At 40.0% G+C, this 18,758-nt stretch carries 11 protein-coding genes; 4 read left to right on the forward strand and 7 right to left on the reverse strand.

Going from position 1 to position 18,758, the window contains the following annotated elements; all coding sequences use genetic code 11:
* The first annotated feature begins 96 nt into the window (after positions 1-96).
* On the forward strand, positions 97-798 hold the full coding sequence (locus ACFG4S_RS20760; protein ID WP_392530906.1) for a Uma2 family endonuclease: 702 nt from the start codon (positions 97-99) through the stop codon (positions 796-798).
* Between the two features lie 110 nt (positions 799-908).
* On the opposite strand, the gene xseB is transcribed toward ACFG4S_RS20760, so the two are convergent.
* Entirely contained in the window at positions 909-1,142 is a 234-nt protein-coding gene (gene xseB, locus ACFG4S_RS20765; RefSeq protein WP_392530907.1) for an exodeoxyribonuclease VII small subunit, read from the reverse strand.
* Complete coding sequence (xseA, locus tag ACFG4S_RS20770) at positions 1,135-2,403, reverse strand: exodeoxyribonuclease VII large subunit (RefSeq protein WP_392530908.1); 1,269 nt, start codon at positions 2,401-2,403, stop codon at positions 1,135-1,137. The genes xseB and xseA overlap by 8 nt, the downstream gene beginning before the upstream one ends.
* A gap of 628 nt (positions 2,404-3,031) precedes the next feature.
* Between xseA and ACFG4S_RS20775 the strand changes: the two genes are divergently transcribed.
* Entirely contained in the window at positions 3,032-3,799 is a 768-nt protein-coding gene (locus tag ACFG4S_RS20775) for a glucose 1-dehydrogenase (protein WP_392530909.1), read from the forward strand.
* A gap of 164 nt (positions 3,800-3,963) precedes the next feature.
* A complete protein-coding gene (locus ACFG4S_RS20780) occupies positions 3,964-6,624 on the forward strand; it encodes a glucosidase (protein ID WP_392530910.1) in 2,661 nt (886 codons plus the stop codon).
* 745 nt (positions 6,625-7,369) lie between these two features.
* On the opposite strand, the gene ACFG4S_RS20785 is transcribed toward ACFG4S_RS20780, so the two are convergent.
* From ACFG4S_RS20785 to ACFG4S_RS20805, 5 genes are all read right to left on the reverse strand, one after another.
* Positions 7,370-9,361, reverse strand: coding sequence for an amylo-alpha-1,6-glucosidase (locus ACFG4S_RS20785; protein ID WP_392530911.1), 1,992 nt, complete (start codon positions 9,359-9,361; stop codon positions 7,370-7,372).
* 66 nt (positions 9,362-9,427) lie between these two features.
* Positions 9,428-10,819 carry a Dyp-type peroxidase gene (locus ACFG4S_RS20790; protein ID WP_392530912.1) on the reverse strand — a complete coding sequence of 464 codons (1,392 nt, stop codon included), beginning with the start codon at positions 10,817-10,819 and terminating at the stop codon, positions 9,428-9,430.
* A gap of 95 nt (positions 10,820-10,914) precedes the next feature.
* Entirely contained in the window at positions 10,915-12,849 is a 1,935-nt protein-coding gene (locus ACFG4S_RS20795; RefSeq protein WP_392530913.1) for a galactose oxidase-like domain-containing protein, read from the reverse strand.
* A gap of 53 nt (positions 12,850-12,902) precedes the next feature.
* Complete coding sequence (locus ACFG4S_RS20800; RefSeq protein ID WP_392530914.1) at positions 12,903-13,913, reverse strand: sugar phosphate isomerase/epimerase family protein; 1,011 nt, start codon at positions 13,911-13,913, stop codon at positions 12,903-12,905.
* Between the two features lie 272 nt (positions 13,914-14,185).
* On the reverse strand, positions 14,186-17,164 hold the full coding sequence (locus ACFG4S_RS20805) for a glucosidase (protein ID WP_392530915.1): 2,979 nt from the start codon (positions 17,162-17,164) through the stop codon (positions 14,186-14,188).
* A gap of 392 nt (positions 17,165-17,556) precedes the next feature.
* Here ACFG4S_RS20805 and ACFG4S_RS20810 point away from each other — a divergent pair, with 392 nt between their 5' ends.
* Positions 17,557-18,417, forward strand: coding sequence for a hypothetical protein (locus tag ACFG4S_RS20810; RefSeq protein ID WP_392530916.1), 861 nt, complete (start codon positions 17,557-17,559; stop codon positions 18,415-18,417).
* Positions 18,418-18,758: the final 341 nt, after the last annotated feature.

The following is an 18,758-nucleotide window of genomic DNA, read 5'->3' on the forward strand; positions in this document are numbered from 1 at the left end:
TCTGATTTCATTGGCTCATTCACATTCAGTAAACTAAATAACCTACCTCAGTACACTGCGATACAATAAATTTAAACACCTCTACTGCTTGCGATCGTGGTAAACACCTCTCCACCACATCCGCCAACCGATTCTACTTCCTATATTCTGCCTCTTGAGAGTGGCGATCGCCTCACTCGCCCAGAGTTTGAGCGTCGCTACAATGCTATGCCCAATCTCAAGAAAGCCGAATTGATTGAAGGAGTCGTTTACGTGGCATCACCTTTGCGCTTTGAATCCCACGCCGAACCACATGGTAATTTGATGGGCTGGTTATGGTCTTATAAAGTAGCTACGCCTGGTGTGAGACTGGGCGATAATCCAACCGTGCGGCTAGATTTAGATAATGAACCCCAACCTGATGCAATTTTGTTAATCGATGCAGCGCGTGGCGGATTGTCTCATCTAAGTACTGATGGATACGTGGAAGGTGCGCCAGAATTAGTAGCAGAAGTTGCCGCCAGCAGTGCTAGCAAAGATTTGTATGATAAAAAACGTGCTTATCGTCGTAATGGCATTCAAGAATATATTGTTTGGCAGGTTTTTGATAGCACAGTTAGTTGGTTCAGTTTGCAAAATGGTGAATACGTAGCACTGATACCAAATGCGTCAGGCATAATTCAAAGTCAAGTGTTTCCGGGATTGTGGCTTGATGTATCAGCATTAGTTGCGGGAGATATGCAACAGGTGTTGGCAGTATTGCAGAAAGGGCTAAGTTCAGTGGAACATGAGATGTTTATTCAGCAGATAAGTATTTAAGGAAACTCCAAGAAATAAAAACAACCGCTTGAAGTTGTTGACTGTTGACTGTGTGTGAACAGTAGGATATTTTTTTATTTGTCAGTCCCTAAACTACCAGCCTTTAACTTCTACTCATCACTTAAAGTTTCAATCAACAAATCCACCTGCTGCTGTCGCTGCTGCAAAAAACTTTCGCACTGACGTAAATATTCAACAGCACTTGCAAATTGCTCAAATACCGCTTCTAATTCCAACTCACCCGCCTCAATCCGAGCAATTATTCCCTCTATTTCAGCAACCTTTGATTCATAATTCCACCCTTCTACTAAATCAGAACTAGAGGGACTTTTACGTTTAGCCATTAAACCCTTCGCGTCCTTTGTGCCTTTGCGGTTCATTCATTTCCATAACCTTCACTTTAACCTCTCCCTGCCCCAACTGAATCAACAAATCTTCTCCCACAGCTAACTGAGTCACAGAACGAGCGATCGCCCCATTTTCCCGCCTCACCACCGCATAACCACGCCTTAACACTGCTTTGGGGTCAAGAGTTGCCAACTTTTGCCTTAACAACTCTAGATGCTGCGTTGCTTGTTGCGATCGCCCCATTGTTACTTGCAGCAATTGCTGACGCTTCCAACTCAGTTTACGCACCTCTTGTTCTACTTGTCGATCCAACCGCAAACGTCGCAAACGATTTCGTAATACTTGCAGTTTATTCTCAGCATTTTCCCGAAAATCATGCACCGCTTCATGTAAAGCCAGAACTCGTTGCCGATGCTCAGTATACAATTCTGAAAGTGCTGGTACAACCATTTCTGCCGCCGCCGTTGGTGTATGCACACAGACATCTGCAACTAAATCTGCTAAAGACTCATCTCGTTGATGTCCGATACCAGTAATTACAGGAATCGAACAACTAGCAAGCGATCGCACCACACGTTCATCATTAAAACAAGCCAACTCTTCCACTGCGCCACCACCACGGGATAAAATTAGCACTTCGGCGCGACCATCTCTTTCCACCCGCTCAATTGCCTTGACTATAGATTCTGGTGCTTGTTCGCCTTGGACTGTCGCCGGAGAAAATAAAACGTGTAAACCTGGATACCTTTGCTTGAGGGTTTTTTGAATATCACCCCAAGCCGCCGCAGTGGGTGAAGTGACGACAGCGATGGTTTGGGGATGGACGGGGAGCGATCGCTTTCTTTGCGCGTCGAACAATCCCTCAGCCAGCAAGCGATTTTTGAGTTGTTGATAGCGCAGCGCTTGCAAACCAACACCAGCAGGTAGAGTTTGCCAAACTGATAACTGATATTCTCCCCGTTGTGGATAAACGCGAATACTACCCAAAATAATTATCTGTTCGCCAGCAACGGGTAGCTGGGCGAGTTTCGGCAATTGGCTATTCCAGACTACGCATTTAATGCCAGCGGTGCGATCGGTATCTTGCAGTGTGAAAAATAACCCGCTGCGATGGTGGTTAGTACTGGAAACTTCACCGGTTACCCAAACTTGCCGCAATTGTTCATCTTGCTCTAACAGCAAGCGGATATAGTCGGTTAATCCAGATACTGAAAGCGCCGTATCGAGGATTAGGGAGTCGGGAAGGTTGAAAGTCATCAAAAATATGCGAAAGCAAAAGCTTAATCAAATCTTAGCAAATAAGCACCTTGGCAACGTGGCGTATATACGGTAACTTGGAGCCTGAGGAAGCGATCGCTTCTCTTAGATGTGAAATTCAAAAATCATAAAATATACAATCAATATACCTTTTGGTAGATTAATTTTTAATACTAGAAATATATATATTAAGACTCGTATTTGATTTGGGAAAAAACTCAGTACAGTTTAATCTTTTTGTGGGATTTAGTGCAATTGTCTTCGATTTTAGCAAAGGCTTGCCGATGGAGCGTCTTATACCTAGTGAAAGTATACGCTTATTGATTACAGGACTGATATTTGCTGGAAGTGGATCATTATTTCCAATTTCACCACTAGGAAAACTGAGTGGATCTCACCTCAACTCCTGTGTAACGCTGGCATTTTGGATACAAGGTAAGATGCATCGGCGTTCCACATCTTAATTAAGTAATCACGGTAGGATTTTACAGACAAAAATGTGGCGTATATTAAGATAGCCTACTTGCTAAATTTGAGCGTTCACATCAGTAATACAAGGGTAATATAAGGCGACAATCTTCTTTTCTTATACCTCAAAAAGACATCACGCGATCGCAAGGAGAATTTTATGAAGCTTCAAGGTAAAATAGCTTTGGTCACTGGCAGCAGCCAAGGAATTGGTCAAGCTATTGCAGTGCGACTTGCCCAAGAAGGCGCAGATATCGTAATTGACTACCGCAGTCATGAAGAAGGCGCCCAAGAAACTCTATCTAAAGTCGAATCTATCGGTCGCTCTGGCTTTATTGTTAAGGCAGATTTAGGTGTAGTGAGTGAAGTTCGCCAATTGATTCAATCGGGCATCGAACACTTCGGTAAGCTAGATATTTTAGTCAATAACGCTGGCATTGAGAAGAACGCCTCTTTTTGGGACGTAACAGAAGCAGATTATGATGCAGTGCTTAATGTCAACCTCAAAGGTGTGTTTTTCGCAACTCAAACCTTTGTTCAGCATCTGATTGAGACTAAACGGACTGGAAAGATTATCAACATCAGTTCGGTACATGAAGAACTCCCCTTCCCGCACTTCACTACTTACTGTGCTAGCAAAGGTGGTGTCAAAATGATGACGCGTAACTTGGCTATTGAGCTCGGACCCCTGGGAATTACGATCAACAATGTGGCACCGGGAGCAATTGAGACGCCGATAAATACTGGTCTTTTGAACAATCCCGAAAAATTAGGCGCTCTGCTCAAGAATATCCCATTGGGTCGTCTCGGTCAGTCGCAGGATGTGGCTTCCCTAGTCTCTTTCCTGGCCTCGCCTGATGCTGACTACATAACAGGTTCTACTTTCTTTGTTGATGGGGGGCTGCTGTGGAACTATCAAGAGCAATAATATTTAACTAAAAATTGAGCTAAAGACGTTTTAGGTTGCGGCTCATTGTTGCTCTCTTGACCGTCTATTCTCGATTAGCTCTTGTCACCATTCATCAACTCATTGCGGAAAAATTAATAGGGAGTTTGCGATCGCTCTGTTGACAATTACAAAACAACAAAACTATGACTGCTGAAGAAACAAGATTACAAGCAGACCAAAATCGTACCGCTTATTGGAAACGCTGGGGTCCTTACCTGAGCGAACGGCAATGGGGAACGGTAAGAGAAGATTACAGTTCAACTGGTGAAGCTTGGGATTACTTTCCCCACGACCACGCCCGTTCTCGTGCCTACCGTTGGGGAGAAGATGGAATTGCCGGAATTTCAGATAATCATCAGCGTCTGTGTTTTGCTCTTGCTTTATGGAATGGCTGTGACCCAATCCTCAAAGAGAGAATGTTTGGTTTAACGGGAACACAAGGCAATCATGGGGAAGATGTCAAAGAATACTACTTCTACTTAGACAGTACTCCCACTCACTCCTATATGAAATTTCTGTATAAGTATCCGCAGCAGGTATTTCCATACACCGATCTTGTTGAAGAAAATCGCCGCAGAGGTCGTCACGACCCTGAATTTGAGTTGTTGGATACAGGCGTGTTTGCTGGCGATCGCTACTTTGATGTGCTTGTTGAGTATGCTAAAAACACACCTGAAGATATCTTAATTCAAGTTAGTATTATCAACCGAGGCTCAGAAGAGAAAACACTCCATTTTTTGCCAACACTCTGGTTCCGTAATACCTGGTCTTGGAACCCAATTGAAGAGAAACCCTTTCTTAAAATCTTCAAATCTGACCCTAAATTCAGCATTGTAGAAGCTTCTCATCCAATTCTTGGAGATAGATGGCTCTACTGTGAGGGCGCTACAGAACTCCTATTTACAGAAAATGAAACTAATTATGAAAAATTATTTGGGGTAAGTAATGCTTTTCCTTACGTCAAAGATGGAATTAATGATTATGTAGTAGACGATCGCCAACAAGCAGTAAATCCAAATCGGATTGGTACTAAAACTTCAGCCCATTACAAATTAGTAATTGGTGCAGGAGAAACTAAAACTGTACGGCTGCGTCTGAGTGATTCTCCAGACTTCGTAGAACCTTTTAGTGCTGATTTTAACGGAATTTTCCAAAATCGTCTCCAAGAGGCAGACGAATTCTATCAGCGCATCTGTCCCTTTAAGCTATCCGAAGATATGCACAATGTGCAACGACAGGCCTTTGCTGGTATGCTCTGGAGTAAGCAATATTATTATTATGTAGTAGAAGAATGGCTTCAGGGCGATTCTGTAGGAATAGCACCGCCTCCAGAACGGAAGCAGGGCAGAAATCACGAATGGATTCATCTATATAATGATGACGTTCTCTCAATGCCAGATAAGTGGGAATATCCTTGGTTTGCTGCTTGGGATTTGGCGTTTCATCTGATTCCACTGGCAATGGTAGATCCTGATTTTGCCAAGTACCAGATAGATCGATTGACGCGGGAATGGTACATGCACCCCAACGGTCAAATTCCCGCTTATGAGTGGGCTTTTGGTGATGTGAATCCACCTGTTCATGCTTGGGCAGCTATGCGGATTTACGAGATTGAGAAAAAAATGTATGGCCGTACTGACAAACAATTTTTGGAACGGGTGTTTCAAAAGTTACTGCTCAATTTTACCTGGTGGGTTAACCGCAAAGATATAGAAGGAAACAATGTCTTTCAAGGTGGCTTCCTAGGATTAGATAATATTGGTATTTTTGACAGAAGTGCTGAACTTCCCACTGGTGGACGGATTAACCAAGCAGATGGCACCAGTTGGATGGGTATGTACTGTCTGAATATGCTGACGATCGCTCTAGAATTAGCCAAGGACAACCCAACCTATGAAGACATTGCCAGTAAGTTTTTTGAACATTTTCTTTACATTGCTGATGCCATAGACGGCATTGGCAACGCAGAAATAGCACTTTGGGATCAAGCTGACGGCTTTTTCTACGATGCACTGCATTTACCTGATGGTCATCATACTCCTTTAAAGGTGCGCTCAATAGTCGGGCTGATTCCCTTGTTTGGCATTGCCATTTTGGAACCAGAAACTTTGAAGATGTTTCCTGGCTTTAGACGGCGGATGGAATGGTTTATTCGCAATCGTCCTGACTTGAGACAAAATGTGGCTTGTATGGAGACACCAGGCGTTGGTGCTAGAAGACTCTTAGCGATCGTCGGGAAAGATAAACTCCGCCGCATCTTAGAAAAAATGCTAGATGAGCAAGAATTTTTCAGCCCCTATGGCATCCGCGCTGTTTCTAAGTTTCATAAATCATATCCCTACACTTTGACAATACACGACCAGGAATACCGAGTGGATTATGAACCCGCAGAATCCACTAGTAATCTGTTTGGTGGCAATTCCAACTGGCGTGGTCCGATTTGGTTCCCCATTAATTATCTGTTGATCGAAACACTGCAAAAGTTTCACCATTACTTAGGTGAGGATTTTAAGGTGGAGTGTCCCATTGGTTCTGGGCAAATGTTAACACTTTGGGAAGTTGCAACTGAGTTATCTCAAAGATTGATTAGGATTTTCTTGCAAGATTCCTCCAGTCGGCGACCAGTTTACGGCGGCACAGAAATCTTCCAAACAAAGTCTGATTGGCGTGATTTAATTCTTTTTAACGAGTATTTTCACGGCGATAATGGAGCCGGAATTGGTGCCAGCCATCAAACTGGCTGGACTGGTTTAGTAGCAGAACTAATTCAGCAGTGTGGAGTGAATTGCACGCCAGAGGGTTAAACAATCTAGAAAACCTCTTTCAAAATCTCTCTTCTTTTAGGCTGCGGTGTACACACAAGTCTTTTGACCTGCACCTTTGTTGCATCGACCTGCACCTTTGTTGCATTGACCTGCACCTTTAATGCATTAACCTGCACCTTTAATGCATTGACCTACACCTTTGTTGCATAGACCTGCACCTTTGTTGCATCGACCTGCACCTTTAATGCATTGACCTGCACCTTTGTTGCATCGACCTGCAAAAATTAAAGTACCCTACTTTACGCAGCAACTTTAAAACACTTGTGTGTACACGGTAGCCTAAAAGGAGAGAGACTTTGAATTTTCCCCCTTAGAGGATGTTTGAAAAGTCTTTTGCGGTGACTTTAGGCACTTTTAGATCCCCCCTAACCCCCCTTAAAAGGGGGGAACCGGAGTCAAAGTCCCCCTTTTTAAGGGGGATTTAGGGGGATCTAGAACTTTTTGTTACCGATAAGAGGACTTTTCAAACAACCTCTTAGAGTGTCGGGAAGAGGGTTATATCATGTCCGCTTAATCACTTATCAAAAAAAATTCTTCGCATCTCCGTGTCAACCCTAATGATAAGTCTTCAACCCGACATGATAAGCTGTTATGCAAATAAGATTGCACATCAACTGGTGAGGTTGTCCTTTGTCCTTAGTAAAGACAAATGACTAATGACTAATGACTAATGACGGTCTACACGAAAAATAGTGCAATATGTAGGCGCGTTAGCTTATTAGCTCTATTTTTCTATAGCTAGCCAAGCACGCAGTACTTCTGCAACAGACCAGGCTTGGGCGATACAACCTTTGGGGTCCATTGGTGCATCGCCATTAAAGATTTCACTGATGCTTCCCAAACCAGCGGTGCAAAGGTGATGCTGCATTGGTTCTAGGAATTCACGAGCAGCTACTGGGTCTTTGTAGACACGAAAGTGAGCTAAAACAAACGGGCCAATGAGCCATCCCCAGACAGTTCCTTGATGATAGGCAGCGTCACGGTGAAACTGATCTCCGCCGTAAAAACCTTGATATTGGGGATCGTTAATAGCCAAACTGCGAAGACCGTGGGAAGTTAGGAGCGATCGCTCACAGGCATCTACAACTTGCCTTTGCTGTTCTGCCGTTAGTGGACTTTCTGGTAAGGATACGGCAAAAATTTGATTTGGTCGCTCTGAAGCATCATTACCATTAGGACCATCTAAAACATCGAAGCAATAACCCTTGGCATTATTCCAAAAACGCTGAAAACCTTTGAGGGTAACATCAGCCATCACATCGTATTGCTGATGAGGTTTACCCAATTTTTGAGCAAACTTCGACATTGTTCGCAAAGCATTATACCATAAAGCATTCACTTCTATTGGCTTGCCGATGCGAGGTGTGACAACCCATTTGTCGATTTTGGCGTCCATCCAAGTGAGTTGCACCCCTACTTGACCGGCATAAATTAATCCATCATTGGGGTCGAGGTGAATATTGTAGCGTGTCCCTTGACGATGGAATTCGATAATTTCTTCTAATTTGGGAAATAGTTCTGCTAATATCTGGTCGTCTCCAGTGGTATCAAAGTACAGCCGAATGGCTTCAAAGTACCATAGTGTTGCATCCACTGTATTGTAATCGTCTTCCGTGAGTTGGGTGTTATCGTCAGGGAAACGATTAGGCAACATCCCGCGATTAGTAAATTGAGCAAAGGTACGCAGAATCGAGCTTGCAATTTCTGCGCGACCAGTAACCAAAGTCAGACCAGGTAGACTAATCATCGTGTCACGACCCCAGTCACCAAACCAGTGGTAACCAGCGATCGCAGTTTTGCCGCCTTGACGGTCAACAATGAACTGATCCGCAGCGAGTAATAGTTGCTGCACCCAATCGGGAGGTTTTTGAGCTTGTGGGGATTGGGTAGCTTGCCAAGTAGTTATCAACTTTTGCTCGTAGTCACGACGCAAGCTTAAAGCTGTTGTACCGTTCAAGTCGGGACTCTTTTGGGTGCTGGCAACAAAAGTGAAAGAACTCCCCGGTTCGAGCGTAGCTTCAAAGGTAGCCGCCAAGAAGTTATCGTCCTCATCATTCAGTCCCCGCTCTCGTTCTGCTGCTAGTTGAAATCCGTAGTACCATTCGTTAGCAGCTGAAGCCTGTCCTTTGTCAGTCAACAAGTATAATGGCTGTCCTCCAGAAACTACCGTTACTGAAACGCCACGCTCCACAGGTGTGACCTGTACCCGCCAGTCTTTAGCCGGTGATTCCTTGGCGTGGGTTCTACTGTGATAATCACGATAGTTGACCAACGCTTTCATTGAAAGCTTCAGCGGTTTTCTTGCTCGTAGAAGTTCATAACGAATGTATGTAGTATCAGTACCCGACTGCATCCAAATCCGTTTTTCTAAGATCGCACCCCCACAAGCAAACCTCCAAACTGGGATTGTGCCTTCTAAATAAAAGCTTTCAATATTGCGGTAGCCTGGGGGTGCAACCGTACCGTCAGGCCAACGATTGGTAAAAAGTGGATAAGAGCTACCGTTATACTCCGCAGTTTCATCGAGCTTAGTCAGCAATAAAGTTCGTTTCAAGGGTGGTTGCAATGCTGCTACCAGTAATCCGTGATAGCCGCGTGTCGATAAACCGGCAACTGTACCAGAGGCATAACTACCGCGACCATTGGTTACTAACCATTCCCTCGACTCTGCGGTATTCAAATTTCCACAGATTTCTCGTCCAAAGTTAATGTTCATAACAAAATAATTTTCAGTTCTTCTCTAACGGTACAGGGCGATCGCCCTGTAGTAGCTATAGAAAAGTCATATTGTTTGAAGGAAGCTAATGCTGGGTGCAAAAAAATACTCGCCACCCTTCATTTTCACCCACTTTTGAAAGTTATAATCCATAGTTTCTGATTCACCCCACTTTATTGGCCATTTTTGACTTCCTGTTAATTGACCAATAACAGGGTCTTGTCCAACATTTCTACAGACAAAATGGTTCTCATTAGACCATGCTGCTTGTATGAAATTGAATTGATTACTAATATCAGCCTGAAAGCACATAAAAAGCATTCCCGAACCTTGTTCTGGTTCTTTTGCAAGTTCCTTTTCTCCATAGCTCATAGATCGTCGAGCAATACGATGACCTTTCTCAACCATTAAAGATTCTTCAAATCCTGGAGAAGATTCAACTCTTCCTGTATCTCCTCTAGGATTGGTTGTACGAATATGAGAATGAAAAGGACATTTTGTCGCTTTAGTATCTAAGTCAAAATTAAAGTTGTTAGTTAGTAAATTATTTGCTTTTTCTGAGAGTATTACAGGAGTTCCATCTTGAAAACGACCCATAATTAGCGCTCTGGCTAAATCACAACTAATCCCTAATTTATCAGCTAAGATTTTAACATTTTGATTCCATCCTTTAACATTTTGTTCAAGTTTGCGATAAACTAAGTAGCTACCATAACTGTCATCTGTTCTACCATTTGGATCTTTGACTAAAATGATGTCTAAAGAAGCTCTTGGGTCCCATTGACTGAAGTCAGATTCTTGTTGAGCTTGTTGAATATCTCGTTTTAAAAATAGAGGCTGACTAATACCATCAATAAAACCAAAATGTTCAATAGTTTCACCAGATTCATTCTTCAGGAGAAAAGCATCATCTTCTTGAACAATTTCGGCTATTTGAGATAGTTCTACTTTAATTTTATTTACAGTTTTCAGTAACTCATTGTGGTTGATATCGGCAATTGTTACTAAGGCATGAATTTCATTTTGGAATCCTTTTTCCCATGTATCAATAGCTGGGTCGCTTAAAAGGTTGCCAATATTATTATCTTTCATACCATAGCGAAACGCCATATCATGGGGGATTTTGGAAGGTTGAAATTCTAGGTACTCATAACCAATTCTAGATAAAAAAAAGTTGGCAAACAAACCAAATGCTATATTATCTTCCTGGTAAAGAAGGGCTTCATGTGCTTGTCTCTTGGCAGATTTTAGATATTGTAATGCAAAATTTCGTATCCATTTTTTAACAAGATCTCTTTTACCATCCTTAAACTTTAAGAAAAGATGTACGCTAAAGTCTCGTCCGTGTCCATTGAGAATTCCCCCTTGTAAATCTTCAAGTAAAGTTTGGTATTCACATGGATTTTCAGTATCAATTCCTTCTTCTAGAAATGTTTTGAAGATATTTTCCTCAATCATAAATTAACTCCTCTTCCATTTTTCAATAGGACGATTACTCAATTTATAGGACAATAGAGTTAGAATGTATTAAACTTTCTCTATTGCCGATTTTCTCAAGCTTCTAACTTCACCATCTTGGCGTGAGATGGTTTACCTATATCATTGAGGTAAAACATCATATAGTATCCGGGGGGATACAAATTAGCATTATCTGGTGTTTTAAATTGAATCGAAGACTGTTCGCCTAAAGCTATATTTTCTATCGGCAAATCTGCCAACCGTTGTCCAAAATCGAAAGAATGAGTAACTGAACCCAGCTTTATTAATACAACTGAACTTTTTTGAGTAGCATTATTCACTGAGATTGTGCCAGATTGATTATATTTAATCACATCTGGAGCGTGCTGAATTTCTGGGCGAGAACCTGGTTTAAATAAATAAGGGGGACTGAATATTTCTGATTGCCAAATTTCAGCAGGAACAAATGGTTGTGTGTCACCTTCAGAGAAATAACTTTGGGGATTTTTGTAATATTCCTCAATGCTGAATTCTTTTACTTGACCTGATTTATCGGTAAATTGTGGGAATTTATAATATTCTTTAGGATCTCGTAGAATATCAACATGAACTGTTCCATCTTTTTCCCTAGCTACGCGATTAGCATTACCACCAGTAATTAAAACACGAGCATCTGGTAATAAAACTGCGCCATTGTGATACAGTCTCGGCAGATTAGCAGGATTCATTGACTTAATACTATAACCTCCCAAAGCTTCTGCATTGGGTGTCATTAATAAGGGTTCATATACAGGTTTGTATTCTGGATATTCACCACCATTGACTACTAAAATTTCCTTGTTAGGTAGAATTACTGCTTGGACATTTGCTCGTGCTTTATTTAGAAAGTTATCGACAATTTCCCACTTGCCATTCTTTTCTCCACTATTTTGAGGAGAAATCCAACGTTGTAAACTAGAAGCAACCCTGGCATCTTTTGGAAAACCGTCTATTTTACCTCCTCGTCCAAAGTTGATATCATTAGTGCCGACAAGACCGCCAATCAGTAAGATATCTTCAGAGTTAGGGACTTGCAGTGCTGTTCCATAAGCTTTAGAAGTCTCTTTTCTTTGAGGACCAACTTCAAAACTTACAGATAATTTGTTCTCACTATCCTTATGGATAGACATCAAATAGCTATTTTTGCTGTTATGGGGAACTAAAACATTAGCAATACCAGCTTCATCACCTGTAATCAATAATTTCCCGTCAGCGGTTGGAAAGACTCTGGGATAAAGGTCAACGCCGTCGTAAATACCGTTTTCGAGTTTGGTATTGAAAGGGCTATTTTCTATTTGTGTCAGGTCAATATACTGGATTTTTTCGGTTTTAGGATCGTAAATTTCAATACTTGGATTAATTTGGTTTGGAGCGTCTATTTTTAGACCGGAAAAAATGACTATTTTCCCATCAGCTAGTGAAATCAAACTCGGATACCAACGTCCTTCTTGAAGCTGACCGATCGCTGACCATTTACCTGTTTGCCAATTATAAAGGTTAACTTGTTTTGAACCTGTGAATTTTCCACCAGGATAATAGCGGCCAGTACCACTAACAAAAATAATGTTGCCATCTAATAGTTGCAAATGACCTGAGCAAAATAAATCGTTGGTTTCTCCATATTGAATTACAGGAGGTGAAGCAATACGTTCAAATTTTTTAGTTTCTGGATCGAAAAGGGAGGTGTTGTTAACAACGTCATAGTCTTTGACTGTCACTCCCTCTTGAAAATTGGGTTTTCCATCGTTGTAAGTTAAGGTAGTGCGAAAACTACTACCATTGAGGCTGAGTACTTTTCCATTCGGAAGCACTATGGTGTGGACAGATTGCATCAAGTTGTCTTTGCTAGGCAGAGGAACTGTTTCCCATGCTCCCATTTCTTCCTTAGAACCTAGTATTGTTGATGCGATCGCCGAATTTACACTGTATATACTAAGAGTGAGAACCAAAATGCAAGTAAGAAGAACTGAGACAAATCTAGTTTGTTTCATTGCTTTATAAAAAAGTCTACTTAATTTTCATGCTTATTAATTGCTAGGTTGAGCTAGTTGCAAATGATTTTATCTAACTCTCTTTGAGTAATATCGATAGCTTTTTGGGCGATATCATAAGCACTCGGATATTGATTTGCTGTATCTTCTCCTGGTATCCAAAACTTTCTTCTAGTTAAACGCAAGGAATTCAGAAAAGCTGGAATAGCATTAAATATCTCAACTGCGATCGGACCATCGTAAACTGCAAGAATTGGCTCTAAAAAAGACTGCCAAGGAATCCAGCTTGTGTGAACAGCTCCTCTATCTGGAGGGGAAACTTGAACATAATGAAGTCTTTCTTCATCAGCAAGCTGCTGAACTTGCTCCGCAAAAACTTCTGGCCCATCACCATCAAGAATTTCGTGTGAACTGTCGATAACAACCCCAACTTGTTTACTAGAAACTCCTTCCAGAAACTTTATCAATTGGGATAATTTATTAATCCCTGGAGTTTCCCAATGAGTTATCGGCTCGATCGCCAATTTAACGTTTTTTGGCTCTGCATATTCACCTAACTGATTTAGAATTGGTTGGGCATTGGTGTAGCGAGTTTGAAGATAGTCTTGTAATTGGTCGCTCCAAATAGGATTATTGTCATCCGTAAGTGGAAAAATACCATAAGGAATAACCAAAGGACCCATCATAATTTCACCACCTAGAGCGGCAGTAATGTCAACTCTTGACTTGAGATACTCCAAGGCTTTTTGTCGTTGCTCAGCGTCAGGAGAGCTAGGGTCAAATGTACGAGTTGTACCGACATTTGTGGCAATTTGCACATCTTCTAATCCCTCTCCATCCATAAAATCTCTTAGTTTTGAATATTCATCTATTTCTTGCGAGTAACTTTTAGCTCCTCCATTTGGTACAATTGGAAGTTCAAAGCCATTGTAACCAAGTGCGTTCAGCTCTTTCATGTGTTTGATGACAACTTTTCGATACTCTAAGTCCGAAGGTTTCACATCAGTGGTAAACATGAAAAAGCTCAGATAAATATCTTTTTTACCTAATAGCTGATTAGTCATATAAATAAAGCCTTTTTTGATTGTATCGATGTTGGAATAATCAATTAGGATGCCTGTAAAATTCATAACTTTTGCGAAACAGTTAGGAATCTTAAAGCAAAGAGAAAAAAGTTTGTAGTAAGCACTTCAAAGCTTAAAATTGACCGAATAAATTGCTCGCTACAAACCTTGCAAAATTAATGTGAAAAAACTAAGTATTACAACCCAAAATTGTCAGTTGAGACAAGCTTTGTAGTTGAGTTTTAGCTATACAACAGTCATTGAGATGAAATTTAGAGAGTATCAGGAGTCTTATCTTGATTTCCATATTCTGCATACTGTTGTATGAGTTTAGCAATTACACCTGTCCAACCTGTTTGATGGCTAGCTCCAATTCCGGCACCATTATCACCATGAAAATACTCATAGAACAGAATATTATTCTGCCAATCTGGTTCAGATTGAAGTTTATTATTTGCACCAAATAGTGTTGTTTTTCCTCCATAAACAGGGCGATTACCATTATTATCTTTGAGAAAAATGTTGATTAATCTCAGGGATATATCTGTAGCAACATCCCAGAGACTCTTATCAGTACCATTCACTGTTGGGTATTTAACTTTAAAGTCATTCCCCAAAAAGTAATTAAACGTCTGAAGTGACTCAATAATCAAAAAATTCACGGGAAACCAAATCGGACCACGCCAATTAGAATTACCTCCAAACAAATAAGTTGTAGATTCTGCTGGTTCATAATTTACCTTTCCACGTTCATTTCCATCTACTTGTAGATAAAAAGGATTTTTCAGATGGTACTTTGACACGGAGCGAATACCATAGGGACTCAAAAACTCATTTTCATCTAACATTTTTTGGAGAATTGATTTGAGTCTTGTCTGTGGTCTCACCAGTGACAGAAAAGCACCTTTTTTATTTGGTGAATTCCCATTATTAAGACTCAGAGAAATATTTTCATGCTGTGTCAAGTCAGGACGATTGTTGAGAAACCAGTCAAACCGCTTTTTGAAGTCATCAGATAAATATTCATCGACGGTTTGCTGATCGATAGTTTCAACTGCGAATAATGGAATTAAACCTACCATTGAACGCACATTGATCGGGATATTTTTCCCCTTAACACTCAATATATCTTGATAAAATCCTTGCTTGTCATCCCAAATATCGATATTTGAGCCACCAATTTTATTCATAGCATCAGCAATCAACAGGAAATGCTGAAAAAACTTTGATGCCATTGTTTTATAAACTGGCTTTTGGGTTTTCGCTGCTAGTTCTGAAGCAATTTTTAGCATCTTGAGGCAATACATTGCCATCCAAGCAGTACCATCTGATTGCTCTAAACTTTCGCCATCACCCAGATTACTTCTATCAATTGGACCAATATTATCTAAACCTAAAAAACCTCCCGAAAAGAGATTTTTTCCATCAGCATCTTTACGATTAGTCCACCAAGTAAAGTAAAGAGTTAGCTTCTGAAAAACTTCTTCCAGAAAATTCACATCAGCTTGACCATACATTTTTTCCTCAATTTTATATATCCGCCAGGTAGCCCAAGCATGAACGGGTGGGTTTACATCTCCAAATGCCCACTCATATGCCGGCATCTGACCATTAGGATGCATATACCATTCCCTTGTCAAAAGGCGAATTTGGTCTTTAGCAAAATCAGGGTCAATCAAAGCAAAAGCAATAGTATGAAACGCCAAATCCCAAGCCGCAAACCAAGGATATTCCCACTTATCGGGCATAGAAATAATATCCTCGTTAAATAGATGAGTCCACTCACTATTTCTACCACTTTGACGTTGTGGCGGAGGTCCTGCTGGATCTCCTTTGAGCCAATCATTGACTATATAATTATAAAATTGTTTACTCCATAGCATTCCTGCAAATGCTTGACGTTGTATGTCTCGCATTTCATCAGGTATTTTATAGGGATTGACGGCTTGATAAAAATCGTCTGCTTCCTGTTTGCGTTGTTTAAAGATAGTTTCAAAGTTTGAACTAAAAGGTGTAGCTAAGTTTTGCTCGTCACTTAGTCGCAAGTAAACTACCTTCGTCTCCCCTGAAGAAATATTCAATTCATAGCTAGCTGATACTTTGGTTCCATGCTGATTGGGGTTAACGGCATTGTGTTGACCATGAACAATATAATTATTGATTCCATCTTTGACGTATGGAGAAGGATTAGAACCCCAGCCAAATCTCTCTCTATTGGTTTCGTTTTCTGTATAAAGCATTTCTGATGGCTGTTGACAATACAGCCATTTTCTAGAGGAAGATTTAACAGATGGATAATATACCTCCACAACTTTTAATTCAGAAGTAGATGGAACATTATAAAGAGATGGTTTTTCGGAGTAAACTGTAATTTGTTGAAAATTACTAATCAATGTATATTTCTGATTATTTGTTTCATCGATAATTAACCATGTATTACCTCGATTTTTTACTTCAACTTTTGCACTTTGTGATAAACCTATCTGATTCTTCTTAAACTGTTTTTGTAAGTCTGAGGATAAATTACTACTATCTAAATCATTTTGAAATGTGGATGCGAGATTAAATAATCCCCATGACCAGGTATTACGGAACCAAAGAGTAGGTAAAAGATATAGTTTTTTTGCTTCTGGTCCTTGATTAGTAACGCTGATTTTAATCAGAATGTCTTCAGGAGTATTCTTGGCATACTCAACGACAACATCAAAATAGCGATTATTTTCAAATACCTTTGTATCAAGCAGTTCATATTCTGGATTGGTTTTGTTATTTCGCCCATTCACAGAAATTAAGTCATTGTAGGGAAACTCTGCTTGGGGATATTTGTAGAGACACTTCATGTATGCATGGGTAGGAGTATTATCCAGATAAAAGTAATATTCCTTAACATCTTCCCCATGATTACCTTTATCAGTCTTACCACCAGTTAAGCCAAAAAGTCTTTCTTTCAGAATTGGATCGACACCATTCCAAAGGGCTATGGAAAAACATAACTGTTGATGATTATCGCAAATTCCCGCAATGCCATCTTCTCCCCAACGATAAGCACGGGAGCGAGCTTGGTCATGGGGAAAATAGTCCCATGCTTCACCCGAAGTACTATAGTCTTCGCGAACAGTTCCCCATTGGCGATCGCTTATATAAGGACCCCACCGCTTCCAATATTTAGATTTAGTTTTGTCGAGGTTTTCAACCAGTCTTTTTACTTCCTCCGTTTTTTTTCTGGCCTCGATTTGTTCAATTTGTGTCATGATTTTTCTGTGTGAGACTAATCGATAGATTAAACATAGCAGCTAGCATTACACTACAGTATAATTACTGATTTTAAGTAAATATACAACAACGTCACCGTAATTTATAAAACTTAAAAGTATAATTACTGATTTTTCAGTAATTATACTGTTTGAGTAAGTAAGGAAGAAATATAACGTAGACAGCTAAGAACAGTAATAACCCTGTTTAAGCTGATGTGATGCGGATTTAAACTACATAAACAGTCTTGATGGTCGTTGACTGTTGCCTGTTGACGGGTTTTCAGTCATCAGTTATCAGGTAAATGGACAAATTAAATGCGTAACAGCTTAATACCACTAATTAAAAACAGGAACTTATCCCACTGTTCTGTTAAATTTAATAGGTATGTATGAAAAAAACTAAGTTTGCCCATCTAACCATATTATCATTGCTATTTTTTAGTTTCACAGAGCTATTTGTTTCTAATTCATCTCCAGCCTATTCAACAGATAATAGTACAGAAGAAATCAATACAGAAAATAGAGATTTTAATTGTTATGTACAATATTCTGACACTAAATATCCTGAAGCAAAATCCTACTGTCATGCACTTGCTAATACGAAAATTGCTGAATCTAAGAAAATCTGGAGAAATTTGACAGCAATAGTTAAAGATAATACAAAAATTATTTGGGAAAATCCAAAAGCAAAGAGTCGTTTATTAGTAGTGAATTGGACAAGTTGGGATGGCTATAAAAAAGAAGTTGGTCAAGATATAAGAACGTCTAGAGATACTTGGGTAACAGTTGCACCAGAATTACAAGAATTTTGTAAACAGTTTTCTGTACCTAAGAAAATCACACTACCTTACAGAATAAATCAACTATTAGGATTGCCTCCAGAAGATAATGAAAAAAACAAAAATCGGAAGGTTGTCGAAATTTGGGTAGAACAAAGTGATTTATTTAGACCGACTCCAGATCCGGAAATTACTGACCATGAAGCAGAACTAAATTTTCCGGAGTTAAGTTGGTTTATGTTGATTTCTGATAAATATAAATATTGGTTTTTAAACCAATTAATGACAAACAATTATCCTTGGACGAAACTTGGATATACTTATGATTGGGGAAAACACAGCGACTGGGTGAAAATTGATCCAAGCAGACCAGTAAATGTAGGCTTAAGTGAATTTATTATTAGAGAAAATGCTCCGATAAAAGTTCATTCGGTATCAGCAGCAGAGGATTATTGCAAGCAAAAGTTATAAATTTTACAAGAATTTATCTAACTTGGAACCTTTTGTACGCTAAAGAAAAATTAACAATACCTTTATTCTTTATCTAAAAGGGTATTAGCAGCACAAAACATGTTTTCTTGCCATATACTTCACCTGTATTTACGTAATATTACTGATTGACAACCGCATATTTACGGTGATGATAATTGAGTGTTGTTTTCAAAGATATTACTTACAAAGTTTGTAAAACAAAGACACAACACAATTGAGCTACAAATTCAGCAATTCACTAATTTACTACTAGAACCGTCTTCATTCTGACAAGATACATCTGCCCACCTATTTAGTGAAATTGGAGTTAGCAGACCAGT

It is taken from the genome of Nostoc sp. C117, assembly GCF_043099735.1.
Classification (GTDB): domain Bacteria; phylum Cyanobacteriota; class Cyanobacteriia; order Cyanobacteriales; family Nostocaceae; genus Nostoc.

Bases quoted from the DNA above. Each gene is read 5' to 3' on its own strand.
- xseB (WP_392530907.1), bottom strand. From the start codon at position 1,142: ATGGCTAAACGTAAAAGTCCCTCTAGTTCTGATTTAGTAGAAGGGTGG.
- xseA (WP_392530908.1), bottom strand. From the start codon at position 2,403: ATGACTTTCAACCTTCCCGACTCCCTAATCCTCGATACGGCGCTTTCA.
- ACFG4S_RS20785 (WP_392530911.1), bottom strand. From the start codon at position 9,361: ATGAACATTAACTTTGGACGAGAAATCTGTGGAAATTTGAATACCGCA.
- ACFG4S_RS20775 (WP_392530909.1), top strand. From the start codon at position 3,032: ATGAAGCTTCAAGGTAAAATAGCTTTGGTCACTGGCAGCAGCCAAGGA.
- ACFG4S_RS20800 (WP_392530914.1), bottom strand. From the start codon at position 13,913: ATGACTAATCAGCTATTAGGTAAAAAAGATATTTATCTGAGCTTTTTC.
- ACFG4S_RS20810 (WP_392530916.1), top strand. From the start codon at position 17,557: ATGAAAAAAACTAAGTTTGCCCATCTAACCATATTATCATTGCTATTT.
- ACFG4S_RS20780 (WP_392530910.1), top strand. From the start codon at position 3,964: ATGACTGCTGAAGAAACAAGATTACAAGCAGACCAAAATCGTACCGCT.
- ACFG4S_RS20795 (WP_392530913.1), bottom strand. From the start codon at position 12,849: ATGAAACAAACTAGATTTGTCTCAGTTCTTCTTACTTGCATTTTGGTT.
- ACFG4S_RS20805 (WP_392530915.1), bottom strand. From the start codon at position 17,164: ATGACACAAATTGAACAAATCGAGGCCAGAAAAAAAACGGAGGAAGTA.
- ACFG4S_RS20790 (WP_392530912.1), bottom strand. From the start codon at position 10,819: ATGATTGAGGAAAATATCTTCAAAACATTTCTAGAAGAAGGAATTGAT.